A 14358-nucleotide genomic window follows, 5' to 3' on the forward strand; every position below is an offset into this window, starting at 1 on the left:
GGGTGCAGTCATGACACGGAGCGAGGCGATCGACTACGGCAGGCAGACCGTCCTGGTCACCGGTGCCAGTGCGGGGATCGGGCGGGAGCTTGCCCGCCGGCTCGCTGCCCGGGGCAGCGGCCTGGTCCTCGTGGCCCGCCGCCGGGAGCGCCTGGAGGAGCTGGCGGCGGAGCTGCGGCAGACGCACGGAGTCGCCGTGACGACGCTCGTCAGGGACCTGGCCCGACCCGGTGTGGGCCAGGCGCTGGTGCGGGACCTCGCGGGCGTGGAGGTGACCAGCGTGGTGAACAACGCGGGCTTCGCCAACCTCGGCCCGTTCCACCGCGCGCCCCTGGACGACCTCATGGCGGAGGTCGCGCTCGACGTCTCCGCCGTCGTCGAGATCTGCCACGCCTTCCTGCCCGCCCTCCGCGAGCGCGGCGACGGGTTCCTCGTCAACATCGCGAGCATGGCCGCCTACCAGGCGAGCCCGACCATGGCGGTCTACGGCGCGTCGAAGGCCTTCGTGCTCAGCCTCACCGAGGCGCTGTGGTTCGAGGCCCGGGGCACGGGCCTGCGAGTCCTCGCGGTCTCCCCGGGAGCCACGCAGACGGAGTTCTTCGACGTCGCGGGTGAGGGGGCAGGCGGAGGCTCGCGGCGGATGCCGCCCGGAGAGGTGGCCACCACCGTCCTGCGGACGCTGGAGCGTCGGAGGCCACCGGCCAGCGTCGTCGTGGGTCGCGGTAACAGGCTGTCCGCGGCAGGGGTGCGGGTGCTGGGACGGCGCCGGTCCGCCGAGCTCGTCGGCCGGATGATGTCCCGCAGCGCGCGGGAGGGGTGACCGCCCGGCGTGCGCGTCCCGCACGTCGCGGCCCGCTCACGCGACGCCGGCCGCCCCGCGCAGCAGCGCCGCCGCGACCCGCCGCCAGCGGGGGCGGAAGGCGTAGACCCCGGCCAGCCGCAGCCGGGTGGCCCGGGCGTAGGCGGCGACCCGGTCACCCGGCAGGTCCCCGACGCCCGCGAGGAAGCCGGCCCGGGCCGCCGCGGCGACAGGCGGTGTCAGCAGGCCCTGCGCCTCTCGCAGCTCGAGGTGGACGAGGAGGTTCGCGACGTCCAGCGCCCGCTCGCCGACGGCGAGGGTGTCGACGTCGATCATCCCGACGGTCCCGTCGTCGTCGAGCAGCAGCTGCTTGTCGTGGAGGTCGCGGTGGAGCACGCCGAGGACCGGCTCGGCCGCGCCGGCCTCGAGCGCCGCCGCCACCCGGTCGCCCGCGCGGGCGGCGAGGTCGGCGTCGAGCAGACCGTGCGCGACGGCGGGGCGCACCCAGTCGGAGATCGCACCGAGCTCCTCGGCGGTGCCGTGCCGCGCGGCGACGGCCACCGGGTCGGCGGCGTGGAGCCGTGCCACGGCCCGGCCGGCCGCCTCCCACGCCGACCGGGCCGCGGTGACGTCCCACGCGCCGTCCGCGCCGAGGTCGTGCAGCGTGCGGCCGGGCACGACGCTCCAGCGCAGCACCCCGCGCTCCGGGTCCGAGGCCTCGAGCAGCCGCGGCACGCGGACCGTGTCCCCGACGAGCGCGGCCACGGCCTGTCCGCGGCGAGCGAAGTCGGCGGCCCTGCCCGGCCGGACCACCTTGACGAACTCGCGCGCCCGTCCGGTGGCGTCGTCGACGCGCACGACCGCGCGGCGGCCGGGCCGGTGGGCGAGGAGCCGGGCGCCGTCGGCGGCCAGCACGTCCGGCAGGGCGCGCAGGCGGGGGTCGGAGCCGGCGGGCTGGAGCAGGAGGTCACCGAGGACGCTGCCCGGGCTCGTCGCGGCAGCGACCCGGAGCTCCTCGGGGTCGGCGAACCACTGGGCGGGGACGGTCGCGCCGTCGTCGTCGGCGAGCTCGACGAGGGCGTGCTCGGTCCCGCGCGGCCACGCCCGCACGAGCCGGTAGCACCGGGCGCCGACGCGGACGAGCCCGGGGATCCGCCGGGCGCTCACGAGCTCAGCCCCGCGGCGACGGACACGAGCCGGGCGACGGCGGCCGGCCAGTCGGGCTCGTGGCGTCGGAAGGGGGCGGTGGCGCGCTGGAGCACCGCCGTGGCGCTGTGGAGGCGCAGTGCCCGGCGGTCCACCGTGCCGCCCGCGGCGGTGTAGCCGGCCAGCAGCGGGCCGAGCAGCTCCTCGGGGTCCGCGGCCTCCGCCCCGGCCGCGACGAGCGCGCCGTACCAGGAGGCGAGGTCGGCGAGGGGGTCGTCGACCGCGACCCGGTCGAGGTCGATGAGGCTAATCTCGGGCTGGTCCGGGTCCGTGGCCGGCGCGGACGCCCCGGCGAGGTCCGGCCGCACGACGACCTGGTCCGCCGAGAGGTCCCCGTGGACCACGGACGTCACGTCCCGGCCGGCCAGGCCGGCGCGCACCCGCTCGGCCGTGCCCGCGGCCGAGGCGACCGACTCCGGTGACACGGCGCGGACCGCCGCCACGGCCGCCGCCAGCTGCGCGTCGCGGTCGACCCGCCGGAGCCCGGCGGCAGGGGGCCGGCGGTGCACCGCCGCGGCTAGCGCCCCGGCCCGCGCCCACAGCTCCCTCGCCCCGGTGAGCCGGTCGAGGGACGTGCCCGGCACCCAGGCGGTGGTGAGGGTCCCGCGGTGGCGACGGACGGCAGTCACGGGTGCCACCGGCAGGGCGGCCAGGGCGCGGTGGCCGGCGAGCACGCCCGGGAGCGCTCGGGGGTGGTACACGCGTACCAGCGCGTCGTCCCCGACCCGGGCGACCCAGCGGCGGGCGGGCCGGTAGACCAGCGGCGTCACGCCGTCGGCGTCCCGGAGCACGCGGCGGACGCCGGGCAGCCGGCGGTCGGCCGTGACGTCGGTGAGCGCCACCCCGAGCCGCCCGTCGACGACCGCACCGCGGCCGACGTCGTCGGCCTCTCCCGCGCGCCGCACCTTGGCGAGCTTGGCGGAGCCGGGCCGCAGGGCGAGGGCCTGGGCGAAGGAGGTGGCGCCGTCGTCGTCGGTGAGGATGAGCCCGGCGAGGAGCGAGGTGCCCGGCTTGTAGCGCAGGTACTCGACGCGGGCCGCGCGCGCGTCCCAGCCGAGGCTGTGGACCAGGCCGAGCGGCGCGAGGACCTCCCGCAGGCCGGGGACGGCGGGGTCGGCGGCGGCGAGGCGGGCGTCAGCCGGCGTGAGCATCGGGCTCCTCCCGGGCCGGGACGGCGACGAGCCGCCGGTCGTGCTGCGGGTCGAGCAGGGCGAGGCGGGAGCCGGGGGTGGCCATGAGGTCGGCGGGCCGGCCGTGCTCGACCACCCGGCCGTGCTCGAGGACGACGACCTCGTCGCAGGCCAGCGCGTCGGCCAGGGTGTGGGTGATGACGACGGTCGTGCGGCCCGCGGCGAGGCGGTCGACGGCCTGGAAGACCTCGGCGGAGTTCCTCGGGTCCAGGCCGGTCGTGGCCTCGTCGAGGATGATGACGGGTGCGTCGCGCAGCATGGCCCGGGCGATGGCCACGCGCTGGCGCTGCCCGCCGGAGAGGGTGTCGCCGCGCTCGCCGACCACCGTCTCGTACCCGTCGGGGAGGCGGGTGATGAACTCGTGGGCGTTGGCGGCGCGGGCGGCGGCCTCCACCTCCTCCGGGGTGGCGCCGGGCCGGCCCATCTCGATGTTCTCCGCGATCGTGCCGTGGAAGAGGACCGACTCCTGGAGCACGACCGCCACGTGCGCGCGCAGCGAGTCGAGGGTGACGTCGCGCAGGTCGTGCCCGTCGAGCCGGACCGCGCCGCGGACCGGGTCCTGCAGCCGCAGGAGCAGGCCGGCGAGGGTGGACTTGCCCGAGCCGGAGTGCCCGACGACGGCGACCTTCGTGCCGGGCAGGATCCGCAGGGACACGTCGTCCAGGGCCCTGTCGCTGCCGGTGTAGGAGGCGGTGACGTGCTCGAGGCGGATCTCCCCGGCGAGCCGCTTGATCGTGTAGGCGCCGGGGGAGTCGGTGACGTCCCGCTCGGTGCGCATGATGTCGAGGATCCGCTCGCCGGAGGCGGCGGCCTTGGCGATGCGCCCGGTGTACTTCGCCAGGTCGCGCATCGGCTTGAAGGCGCTCTTGAGGTACTGGACGAAGACGACGAGCTCACCGGGCGTGAGCCGTCCCTGCACCACCGACCAGCCGCCGACGAGGAGGACGACGCCGGTGGCCACCCCGACGAGGAGGTCCGTCTTGCGCTCGAGTCCCGCCGAGAGGCGGGTCGCCCGGACCCCCTCCGTGAGCTCCTTGGCGTTCGAGGCCGCGAAGGTGCCCTCGAGCCGCTCGGCGAGGGAGTAGGCCTGGACGACCTTGATCGCCCCGAGGGACTCCCCGGCGGCGCCGGCGAGGTCGCCCTCGCGGCGCCGCTGCCGGCGCGAGGCGGAGGTGATCCGGCGGGTGGAGCGGGAGGAGGACAGCGCGAACACCGGGAAGGCGGCCAGGACGACGAGCGCGAGCCGCCAGTCGAGGACGACCATGACCGTCACCATCGCGAGGAGCGTGACGACGTTGCCGATGAGCGGCATCGCGGCGGTGACGGCGACGTCGCGCAGCCGGCCGACGTCGGTGATGAGCCGGGTGATGAGGTCGCCGCCGCGCGCGGAGCTGTGGAAGCGCAGGGACAGTCGCAGCACGTGGGCGTAGACCTGCGCGCGCACCGAGGTCATCGCGCGCGTGCCGGCGAGCGCGAAGAGGACCGTCATGAGATACGCGGACAGCGCCCGCAGCCCGGCGACGGCGACGACGGCGAGCGCCGCCCAGATGAGGAGCGTGACCAGGCCCGGGTCCTGCGCGGCACCGGGCGCGATGACGGCGTCGATGACGAACTTCAGCGGCCACGGCTCGAGCAGCCGGAAGACGACCTCGGCGAAGAGCGCGACGAAGCCGCCGGCGACGATCGTCCGGTGCGGCCGCAGGTGGGGCCGCAGGAAGGACCAGATCCGCCGCAGCGAGAGCGCGATCGAGCGCAGCTCGGCGGTGGGGGTGCGCGACGCCATCAGACCCCCACCCCCGCGCGGCTGAGCTCGATACCAGCGGCGGCGAGCGAGCGCTCGACGACATGGGTCCACGCGTGCCCGGACGTCACGTGCTCCCGCGCCGCCCGCCCGACCCGCTCCCGCAGCCCACGGTCGGTGGCGAGCTCGTGAAGCGTCGCGGCCAGCGCCGCCGGGTCCGAGCCGGGGACGAGAAAACCGGTACGCGTGTGCTCGAGGGCATCCGGCAGCTGCCCCACGGCGGACGCGACCACGGGCAGCCCCGCCGCCATGTACTCGTAGACCTTGAGCGGGGAGAAGTACCCCTCGCCCGCCGCCGGGTAGGGGGCGGTGGCGACGTCCATCCGGTGCAGCAGCGCGGGCACGTCGACGGGGGCGACGGCGCCGGTCGTCTCGACTGCCGCCGCGGTCCCGAGCGCGCGGGCCTGCTCTCGCAGCGCCTGGGCCTGCGGGCCGTCACCGACGAGGAGCAGCCGCGCGTCCGGCACCGAGCGCCGCAGCAGCGCGTGGGCCTCGAGCAGCGTCTCGGTCCCGTGCCACGGCTTGAGCGTGCCGACGAAGCCGACCGTGAACGGCCGCTCGGGACGCGTCGGGGCAGGGACGATGCGGTCGACGTCGACGCCGTTCGGCTCGACGACGACGGCGGCACCGGGGGCCACCTCCCGCACCCAGGCGGCGACGGGCTCCGAGACGCACACGACGGCACTCGCGTCCGCGGCGGCCCGCCGGACGACGGCGTGCGCCTCGGCGGCGTGGACGAGGCCGCGGTGGCGGGCCTGCTCGGTGGGCAGGGGTGCGTTGACCTCGAGGACGGCGGGCACGCCGTGCTCGCGGGCGTAGCTGGTGCCGGCGGTGCTCCACAGGGAGTAGCGCTCGTAGACGGCGTCGAAGGGGCCGGCGGCGGTGAGTGCGTGGAGCAGCCTCCGGTCGGCGGCCATGGCGCGGCGCTCGCGGTCGGCGAGGTCGGTGCCGTCGACGCGGCCGAGCTCGTGGACGGTGAGCCGGCCCGCGGCGCGGGCGGCCGCGGCGGTGGGCCACGGCTCCCCGCCGGTGCGGCGGCAGAAGAGGTCGACGGTGTGGCCGGCCTCGAGCAGGACCCGCACGACCTCCTGGACGTGGACCGAGGCCCCCTTGGTCCCGAAGACCGGGATGCCGGGGTCGGCGCAGACGTAGGCGACCCGCATCAGCGCACCTCCGCGCGGAGAATCCGGCTCTCGGCGGTAAATGTGCTGTCGGCGGTAAGTGTGCTGTCGGCGGTAAGTGTGCTCTCGGCGGGGGAGGGGACGTCCCTGTCGCCGCGCGCGGAGTTGTTGCTCGCGCGGACGGCGGCGTCGAGGAGCTCGACCTGGCGGGCCGTGTCGAACTGGCGCTCGACGAGCGCGCGGGCGGCGCGGGTGAGGCGCTCGCTCAGCACCCGGTCGTCGAGCAGCCGGACGATCGCCTCGGCGAGGCCGATCGCGTCGCGCTGCGCCACCTCCAGGCCCGTCTCTTCGTGCCGGACGGCCTCGGTGATGCCGGTGACGTCGGTGGACACGCACGGCGTGCCCAGGGCCATCGCCTCGAGCAGCACGGTGGGCAGGCCGTCGGCGTTGCCGTCGGAGCCGACGACGCACGGCGCGGCGAAGAGCCCCGCCGCCGCGACCTGCTCCCGCACCTGGTGCTGCGGCAGCGGTCCGGTCAGCTCGACCAGCCCCTCCAGCCCGAGCGCGGCGACCTGCGCGCGCAGCTCGGTCTCCTTCTCCCCGCCGCCGACGATCCGGCAGCGCAGCGGCCGGCCCCGGTCGCGCAGGTGGGCGATCGCGTCGACGAGGACGTCGAAGCCCTTCTTCTCCACGAGGCGACCGACGGCGACGACGTCCGTGCCGCCGTCGTCGTCCGCCGCCCCGAAGGGGAAGTCGGCGAGGTTGAGCCCGTTGTAGATCCGGTGCAGGTGGGTGGACGCGACGGCCTCCGGGTAGGTGGCGCGCAGGTGGCGCTCGTTGAAGTCGCTGATCGTCACGACGTGGTGCGCGCCGGCGATCTTCCGCGCGAGGTCGGCCGGGTCCACCGAGGCGTGGAAGATGTCCTTGGCGTGCGCGGTGAAGGAGTACGGGACGCCGGTGAGGAGCGAGGCGAGCCGCGCGACCGTCGTCGCGAGCGAGGCGAAGTGCGCGTGCAGGTGGGTGATCCCGCGCCGCACGACCATGACCGCGAGCTCGAGGGCCTGCCCGGCGTCCGAGGCCTCGGCGGCCAGCAGCTCGGGAAGGGCGCGGTGGAGCAGCGGCAGCTCCGGCGCGGCGGCCCGGACCGCAGCCCACAGCTCCTCGGCCTTGCGGGCGCGGGGGACGTAGGTGACGGGCGCGCGGACCTCGGCGAGGGCGCTGTGGAAGCGCGGGTCCACCGGCGGGCGCAGGGAGAACACCTCGATGTCCGCGCCGCGCGCCTCGCGGCCGAGCAGCTCGGAGACGATGAAGGTCTCGGAGAACCTCGGGTACATCTTGAGCACGTAGCCGATCCGCTCAGGCGACATCGGTCTCCTCCTTCGTGGCGAGCGCGGCGAGCAAGTGGGGGAGGCGGGCGAGCCCGTCGAGGTCGACGGCGTCAGTCGTGCCGCCGGGCGGGGCGGCGACGGCGCGGGCGAGCCACCCCTCGAGGGCGGCGGGCGCGAGCTGCTCGGGGTGCAGGTGGTCGAGGACGCCGACGGCGGTGAGCAGGCGGGCGCGCACGAGCTGCTCCTGGCGGGGGCGCACCCGGGGGACGACGAGCAGCCGGGCGCCGATGGCGAGCGCCTCGCACACCGTGTTGTACCCGCCCATCGACACGACGGCCGCGGCCCCGGCGATGAGCGCCTCGGCGTCCTCGACGTAGGTGCGCACGGTGAGGTCGCTGCGCTGCGCGGCGAGCTCGGCGACCCGGCGGACGTCCTCGGCGGGCATCTGCGGGCCGGTGACGAGGACGCCGTGGTGGCCGGCCGGCAGGGTGGTGCGGGCGAAGGTCTCGGCGAGGTGGGCGCCGTCGGAGCCGCCGCCGACCATGGCGAGGACGAAGGGGTGGTCGACCTCGGTGACGAGCGGGACGGGCCGGCGGCCGGCGGCGAGGTAGCCGGTGTGGACCGTGCGCGCGGCGGGCAGGCCGAGCTCGGCGGTGAGGTCGTGGACGGCGGCGTCCCCGTAGACCCACACCTGGTCGTACCAGCGGTGCAGCGCCTGCGCCCCGCGGTCGGCGTCCCACTCGCGGCGGGAGGTGACGGCGTCGTCGAGGACGTCACGCAGGCCCAGGACGATGCGCGTGCCGGCCGCCCGCAGGAGGTCGAGGGCCGGCTCGAGCTCGCCGAGGAAGCCGCGCGGGTGCTTGTCGACGACGAGGACGTCGGGGCGGAAGGAGGACAGCGCCGCGGTGAGGACGGCGCGGCGCATGTGCCGGATGTGCGCCTCGTCCACCGAGAGGTGGCGCGCGGAGTAGGTGCCGCTCGCGTCCTTGGCGAGGGCAGGCAGGGAGACGAGGTCGCAGTGCGCCGGGCGGTGGGCGGTCACCGCCTCCGGCGCGCCGGTGAGGAGGAGGACGTCCGGTGCCGGCTCGACCGCGGCCAGCGCGTGGGCGATGGCGAGGTTGCGGCGCACGTGGCCCAGGCCGAGGGCGTCGTGCGAGTAGAGCGCGACCCGCAGCCGCCGTCCGCGCGGGCCGGTGGCCGGGTGCGCGGGCCCGGTGGTGGTCGTCGTCATGCGGGTCCCCCTTCTGCGTGGCGCCGGGACCTGGTCCGCGGCATGCCAGGGAGTCCATCGCGCGAAGGTGAGGCGATCGTGACGGGCGGATGAGACAGCTCTCATCAACCCGCGGGACGCCTCGGGCTACCGCGGGATGCGCACCGTCGTGACGAGGTCGGTGACGCTGGGACGGCGCGGGGCGGAGCCGAAGCCGAAGCGCACCGGCGGGTCGAGGTCGCGCAGCGGGCCCAGGTCCTGCCCGTCCCAGCTGCTCGTGGCGGCGGCGAGCCGGTGCAGGTCCCGGGCGCCGTAGGTCTCGGTGCGCCCGCCGCCCGCGGTGCCGCGGGTGCGCACGCCGCGCAGCACCACCCGGGCCACCGGATCGGTCACCCGGGCGAAGGCCGGCGCCCCGGCGAGCGGGCCGGGCACTGCCCGTAGCGCGAGTCCCAGGGCCGGCCGGCCGCCGAGCTGCAGCCGGGCCACGAGCGGCCCGGCCGCGACCTGCCAGGTCTCGCCCGCCGTCGTCGGTGCCGGCGCCGGCCGGCCGTCCCGGTCCACGGTCACGGGGACGATGACGACGTCGTCGAAGTGGTAGGTCGCGCCGACGAACTCGGCGACCTCCGCCGTCGGGGCCAGGAGCAGGCGCTGGCCGTCGGGCCGCTCGACCATGACGTCGGCGAAGGTGCCCAGTGGGGACTGGCGCCACCAGCCGAGGACGAAGCGCCAGCCGCTCGCGGTGCCCCAGCCGGCGATCCGGCCGGTGAAGCGCCACGCGCGGGTGGGATGGGTGCCCATGCCTCATGCTCCGCCGGTGTGTGCGCAGGCGCACCCCGGCAGGCTTCGACGGCCGGCGGTCGCAGCGCCTACCCTCGTCGGAGGCACGAGGAGGGAGAGCGCATGCGCGTGCTCGCAGCACTGTCCGGCGGGGTCGACTCCGCCGTCGCCGCCGCGCGTGCCGTCGAGGCGGGGCACGACGTCGTCGGCGTCCACATGGCCCTGTCGCGCTCGCGGGCCCAGCACCGCACCGGCTCGCGCGGCTGCTGCTCGATCGAGGACGCGAGCGACGCGCGCCGGGCCGCCGACGTCCTCGGCATCCCGTACTACGTGTGGGACCTGTCGGAGGAGTTCGAGGAGACGGTCGTCGCCGACTTTCTCTCCGAGTACGCCGCCGGCCGCACGCCCAACCCCTGCGTGCGCTGCAACGAGCACATCAAGTTCTCCGCCCTCCTCGACCGCGGCCTCGCGCTCGGCTTCGACGCCGTCGCCACCGGCCACTACGCGCGGATCGTCGAGGGCCCCGGCGGCGCTCGCGAGCTGCACCGGGCCGAGGACATCGCCAAGGACCAGTCCTACGTCCTCGCCGTCATGGGCCCCGAGTGCCTCGCCCGCTCGCTCTTCCCGCTCGGTGACGTCGCCTCCAAGGACGAGGTGCGCGCCGAGGCCGCCGCCCGCGGCCTGTCCGTCTCGGCCAAGCCGGACTCCTACGACATCTGCTTCGTCGCCGACGGCGACACCCAGGGCTTCCTCCGCGACCGCCTCGGTGCGCAGCCGGGCCCCGTCCTCGACCACGAGGGCAACGAGGTCGGCCGCCACGACGGCGCCTACGCCTACACCGTCGGCCAGCGCAAGGGCCTGGCCCTGGGCCGGCCCGCCGCCGACGGGCGCCCGCGGTACGTGCTGCGGACCGACCCGGCCGCGAACACGGTGGTGGTCGGCCCGGGCGAGCTGCTGTCGGTCACCGAGCTCGCCGCCGACCAGACCGTCTGGCTCGCGGGCGACGTCCCCGCCGGGGAGTGGACGACGGCGCAGGTCCAGGTCCGTGCCCACGGCACCCCGACTCCCGCGCAGGTCCGCCGCGAGGGCGAGGAGCTCCACGTCCGCCTCGACACCCCGCTGCGCGGCATGGCGCCGGGGCAGTCGGTGGTGGTCTACGCCGGGAGTCGCGTGCTCGGCCAGGCGACCCTCACCAGGGCCGGCCGCGGGGCCCTCGTCCCGTAGCAGGACCGGCTGCGCGCCCGCCCGCCGGCGAGCTCCCTCTCGCCGGCGAGCGCAGGTGAAACGGCCGAGCGCGGGTGGCATCACGCCCGCGTTCGTCACTTTCGCGTGCGGTCGGCGCACGGGGGCTGTCCGCTGCGGGCACCGGCCGCGCCGTGGCCCCCGCGCCCGCTCCCGTCGCCTGCCGCCGCGCCCGCCGGTAGCGTCGGCGGCATGCGGATCCTCGTCTCCGGCGCGTCCGGTCTCATCGGCTCGGCCCTGCGGGAGGAGCTGCGCGCGGGCGGCCACGAGGTGCGCGCCCTCGTGCGCCGCGAGCCGCGTGACGTCACCGAGTACGAGTGGCAGCCCGCGGAGGGCCGTGTCCCGAGCGAGGCGATCGCCTGGGCCGACGGCCTCGTCAGCCTCTCCGGCGCACCCCTCGGCCGCCTCCCGTGGACCCGCGCCTACCGCCGCGAGATCTACCGCAGCCGCGTGGACGCCACCCGCGCCCTGGCGCGGGCGATCGCCGCCGCGCCCGAGCCGCCGCGCGTGTGGGTGAGCGGCTCGGCCACCGGCTACTACGGCGACCGCCCCGGCACCGTCCTCACCGAGGACTCCGGCCCGGGGGACGGCTTCCTCGCCGGTGTCGTCCTCCGCTGGGAGGCCGCCACCGCCCCCGCCGACGACGTCACGCGCGTCGTGCACATCCGTACCGGACTCGTCATGGCCGACGGCGGAGCGCTCGCCCCGCTCCAGCTCGCCACCCGCCTCGGTGCGGGCGCGACGATCGGCACCGGCGAGCAGCAGTGGCCCTGGATCTCCCTCGCCGACGAGGCGCGGGCCATCGTCCACCTCCTCACCCGCTCCGAGCTCTCCGGCCCGGTCAACCTCACCGGGCCGCAGGCCGCGAGGTCCGCGGACATCACCCGGGCGCTGGCCCGCGAGATGCACCGCCCCCACCTCGTCCGGCTGCCCGCCTGGCTGCTGCGCCTCGTCCTCGGCGAGCCGGCCGAGGAGATGCTGCTGCCCGACCAGCGCATCCTCCCGGTCCGCCTCCAGGCCGACGGCTTCACCTTCCGCCACGCCACCGCCGAGCAGGCGGTCGCGGCAGCCGTCCGCGGCTAGCCCTACTCCCGGCGCACCAGCGCCCGCAGCGTCACCGCGACGCCGAGCACGCACCACGCCAGGAGCACGAGCAGGTCCCGCCCGCTCGCGTCGAAGACGTCCGAGGCCAGCCCCGCGCGCAGCAGGTCCGCGCCCGGCCGCGCGGGCAGCACGTCGTGCACCGTCTGGAACCACCCGGGCAGCTGGCTCGCCGGGAAGGTGATGGGAGAGAAGAGGAGCACGAAGAAGACGAGCACCTGGGTGACGAGCTGGGCGAGCATCGGCTGGAGGCTGACGGCGATCGCGTAGCCGACCGCCGTCGCCATGAGCGTGACGAGCAGTGCGGCGGCGACGAGCACGGGCCAGTCGAAGGAGAGGTCGAGGTCGTAGCGCAGCCTGGCCACGACCACCCCGACGGCGACGCTCGGCAGCGCGATGAGCAGCCACACGGTGAGGTCGGCGGCGAGGAGCAGCGGCCGGGCCAGCGGCAGCGAGCGCATGTAGGCGAAGGTGCCGTCGGTGCGGGCGCGGGCCACCCCCTGCGGCACGATGACGAAGCCGATCGTCAGGAGCAGCACGGTCGGCGCCCCCGTGGACAGGAACAGCGCCGTCGCCGGGTCGATGTCGGGGATGAGGAAACCGAAGCCGATGATGATGCCGGCGGCGAGCAGCGCCTGGATGACGACGACGAGCGGCAGGAGCGGCCCGATCTGCGCGACCTGCCAGCGAAGCAGGGTCGTGTAGGTCGTCCACAGGCTCACCTGCACGGGCGCGGGCGGCGTGGCGAGGCGGGTCTCAGGCATGGGCGGGCTCCCGGGTGTCGTCGGCGGTGAGGGCGAGGTAGGCGTCCTCGAGGGTGGCGGGGGCGAGGGCGTAGCCCTCGACCGAGCCGGCCTCGCGCAGGCCGGTGGCCCAGGCGACGGCGGTCGCGGCCTGGACGGCGGGGACGGTCAGCAGGGAGCGGCGGCCCACGCGCACCGCCCGGTGCACGGTTACGGGAGCGTCGGTGAGGTCCGGCTCGGCGCCGTCGGGCGGGAGGAGCAGCTCGAGGCGCAGATCGGTGTCCTGCGTGCCGCGCAGCCGGCCGGGGGAGCCGGCGGCGACGACGCGTCCGCGGTGGAGGACGACGAGGTCGTCGACGATCCGCTCGGCCTCGGTGACGTTGTGGGTGACGAGCAGGACGCCGGAGCCCGCGTCACCGCGGCGGCGGACCGCCTCCCACAGGAGACGGCGGCGGGCGGCGTCGATGTCGTTGGTCGGCTCGTCGAGGACCAGCAGGGGAGTGGGGGCGACGACGGTCATCGCGAAGGCGGTGAGCCGCCGGATGCCGCCGGACAGGCCGCGACCGTCGGGCAGGGCGCGGCGGTCCAGCCACGGGCCGATGTCGAGCTCCTCGGCCAGGTCCTCGGCGGCGGCGCGTGCCCGGCGGGTCGACAGGCCGCGGATGCGTCCGGCGATCTCGATCGCGGTCCGTGGGGTGAGGCCGTCGATGGGTGCCTGCGCCTGGGGCTGCAGGGCGGCGTGGCGGCGCGCGGCGGCCGGGTCGGCGACGGCGTCGACGCCGCCGACGGTGATGCGCCCGGCGTCGGGCCGCAGCAGGCCGACGACCTGGGAGACGAGCGTCGTCTTGCCCGCCCCGTTGTGGCCGAGCAGCCCGACGACCTCGCCGGGCCGCACGCGCAGGGAGATGTCGTCGTTGGCCACGACGGTGCCGAAGCGCCGGGTGAGTCCCGCGACGTGGAGCACGCCCTCGCTCATGGTGGAGCCTTCCGGATACTGACGGTATGGGAATACTGACGGTATTCGGATACCGGCGGTACGTCAATGGCCGTGGCGACGTAGGATCGCAGGCATGTCCCAGCTGCCCGACCCGCTCTCGCGCCGCGACAGGCAGCGCCAGACCCGGGAGGCGCTGATCTTCGCGGCGCGCGCGGTCTTCTCCCGCGACGGGTACCACCGTGCGAACCTCGAGGTCATCGCGCGGGAGGCCGGCTTCTCCAAGGGCGCGGTGTACTCGAACTTCGCGAACAAGGCCGCACTCTTCCTCGCCGTGCAGGACGCCAACATGGAGGCGGCGCTCGCCGAGGCGTGGGACCCCTTCGAGCGGGTCGAGGACGTCGCGCAGGCGGCGCCCGACGGGGTGAGCGAGGAGGACCTCACCGCCGCGATGACCGGTTTCGCGCTCGCCACCCTCGAGTTCATCGCCGTCGCCGCCCGCGACGAGGCGCTCCGCGCCGAGATGGCCACCCGGATGCAGCGGCTGCTCGACGCCTACACCGAGGTGGTCCGCCAGCAGCGCGTCGAGGGGGACCCGATGTCCGTGGAGGAGCTCGGGGCACTGAGCGCCGCGCTGGACCAGGGCGCGGGACTGCTCCTGCTCAGCGGCACCGGGGCGGTGGACGGGCGGCTCCTGCGCGCGGGCGTGCGCCGGCTCATCGACCCGGCACGTGCGGCCGAGCCGGGCAGCGAGGACGCCGAGGTGGGCCCGGGCATGCACGACCCGGAGGTCCGGGCACGCATCGCCGAGGAGCTGCGCGAGCAGCACTGAGCGGGCGCCTCGGGCCGGCCCTGCCGGCCCCGTCCCTCATCGTGTGGCATCCGGCTTCCCTGGAAGCGCGAAAG

At 76.2% G+C, this 14358-nt stretch carries 13 protein-coding genes; 4 read left to right on the top strand and 9 right to left on the bottom strand.

Features of this window, described 5'->3' with window-relative positions:
• The first annotated feature begins 10 nt into the window (after nt 1-10).
• Nucleotides 11-820, top strand: a complete 810-nt coding sequence (locus AA0005_RS05235) for an SDR family NAD(P)-dependent oxidoreductase (protein WP_413452352.1) — start codon at nt 11-13, stop codon at nt 818-820.
• Nucleotides 821-856: 36 nt separating this feature from the next.
• Here the strand turns inward: AA0005_RS05235 and AA0005_RS05240 are convergent, their stop codons facing one another.
• The 7 genes from AA0005_RS05240 to AA0005_RS05270 form a co-directional block, all read right to left on the bottom strand.
• Nucleotides 857-1966 (bottom strand): hypothetical protein, encoded by a 1110-nt coding sequence (locus AA0005_RS05240; RefSeq protein ID WP_413452353.1) that lies wholly within the window; start codon nt 1964-1966, stop codon nt 857-859.
• Nucleotides 1963-3156 carry a hypothetical protein gene (locus AA0005_RS05245; RefSeq protein WP_413452354.1) on the bottom strand — a complete coding sequence of 398 codons (1194 nt, stop codon included), beginning with the start codon at nt 3154-3156 and terminating at the stop codon, nt 1963-1965. Before AA0005_RS05245 ends, AA0005_RS05240 begins: the two co-directional genes overlap by 4 nt.
• Nucleotides 3140-4978, bottom strand: coding sequence for an ABC transporter ATP-binding protein (locus tag AA0005_RS05250; RefSeq protein ID WP_413452355.1), 1839 nt, complete (start codon nt 4976-4978; stop codon nt 3140-3142). The genes AA0005_RS05245 and AA0005_RS05250 overlap by 17 nt, the downstream gene beginning before the upstream one ends.
• A complete protein-coding gene (locus tag AA0005_RS05255; RefSeq protein ID WP_413452356.1) occupies nt 4978-6159 on the bottom strand; it encodes a glycosyltransferase family 4 protein in 1182 nt (393 codons plus the stop codon). The genes AA0005_RS05250 and AA0005_RS05255 overlap by 1 nt, the downstream gene beginning before the upstream one ends.
• The gene (locus AA0005_RS05260) at nt 6159-7484 is read right to left on the bottom strand and encodes a glycosyltransferase family 4 protein (protein ID WP_413452357.1); all 1326 of its coding nucleotides are present in this window, start codon (nt 7482-7484) and stop codon (nt 6159-6161) included. Before AA0005_RS05260 ends, AA0005_RS05255 begins: the two co-directional genes overlap by 1 nt.
• The gene (locus tag AA0005_RS05265; RefSeq protein ID WP_413452358.1) at nt 7474-8676 is read right to left on the bottom strand and encodes a glycosyltransferase family protein; all 1203 of its coding nucleotides are present in this window, start codon (nt 8674-8676) and stop codon (nt 7474-7476) included. The genes AA0005_RS05260 and AA0005_RS05265 overlap by 11 nt, the downstream gene beginning before the upstream one ends.
• Before the next feature lie 126 nt (nt 8677-8802).
• Entirely contained in the window at nt 8803-9453 is a 651-nt protein-coding gene (locus tag AA0005_RS05270; protein ID WP_413452359.1) for a hypothetical protein, read from the bottom strand.
• 102 nt (nt 9454-9555) lie between these two features.
• Between AA0005_RS05270 and mnmA the strand changes: the two genes are divergently transcribed.
• Both mnmA and AA0005_RS05280 read left to right on the top strand, forming a co-directional pair.
• Complete coding sequence (mnmA, locus tag AA0005_RS05275; RefSeq protein ID WP_413452360.1) at nt 9556-10656, top strand: tRNA 2-thiouridine(34) synthase MnmA; 1101 nt, start codon at nt 9556-9558, stop codon at nt 10654-10656.
• Nucleotides 10657-10866: 210 nt separating this feature from the next.
• The gene (locus AA0005_RS05280; protein ID WP_413452361.1) at nt 10867-11757 is read left to right on the top strand and encodes a TIGR01777 family oxidoreductase; all 891 of its coding nucleotides are present in this window, start codon (nt 10867-10869) and stop codon (nt 11755-11757) included.
• Between the two features lie 2 nt (nt 11758-11759).
• On the opposite strand, the gene AA0005_RS05285 is transcribed toward AA0005_RS05280, so the two are convergent.
• Both AA0005_RS05285 and AA0005_RS05290 read right to left on the bottom strand, forming a co-directional pair.
• Complete coding sequence (locus AA0005_RS05285) at nt 11760-12539, bottom strand: ABC transporter permease (protein ID WP_413452362.1); 780 nt, start codon at nt 12537-12539, stop codon at nt 11760-11762.
• Nucleotides 12532-13494: an ABC transporter ATP-binding protein gene (locus AA0005_RS05290; RefSeq protein WP_413452363.1), complete on the bottom strand. Its 963-nt coding sequence runs from the start codon at nt 13492-13494 to the stop codon at nt 12532-12534. Before AA0005_RS05290 ends, AA0005_RS05285 begins: the two co-directional genes overlap by 8 nt.
• Before the next feature lie 94 nt (nt 13495-13588).
• On the opposite strand from AA0005_RS05290, the gene AA0005_RS05295 reads away from it, so the two are divergent.
• Nucleotides 13589-14284, top strand: a complete 696-nt coding sequence (locus tag AA0005_RS05295; protein ID WP_413452364.1) for a TetR family transcriptional regulator — start codon at nt 13589-13591, stop codon at nt 14282-14284.
• Nucleotides 14285-14358 lie beyond the last annotated feature (74 nt).

The sequence above is a fragment of the Georgenia phoenicis genome, assembly GCF_047302425.1.
Classification (GTDB): Bacteria; Actinomycetota; Actinomycetes; order Actinomycetales; family Actinomycetaceae; genus Oceanitalea.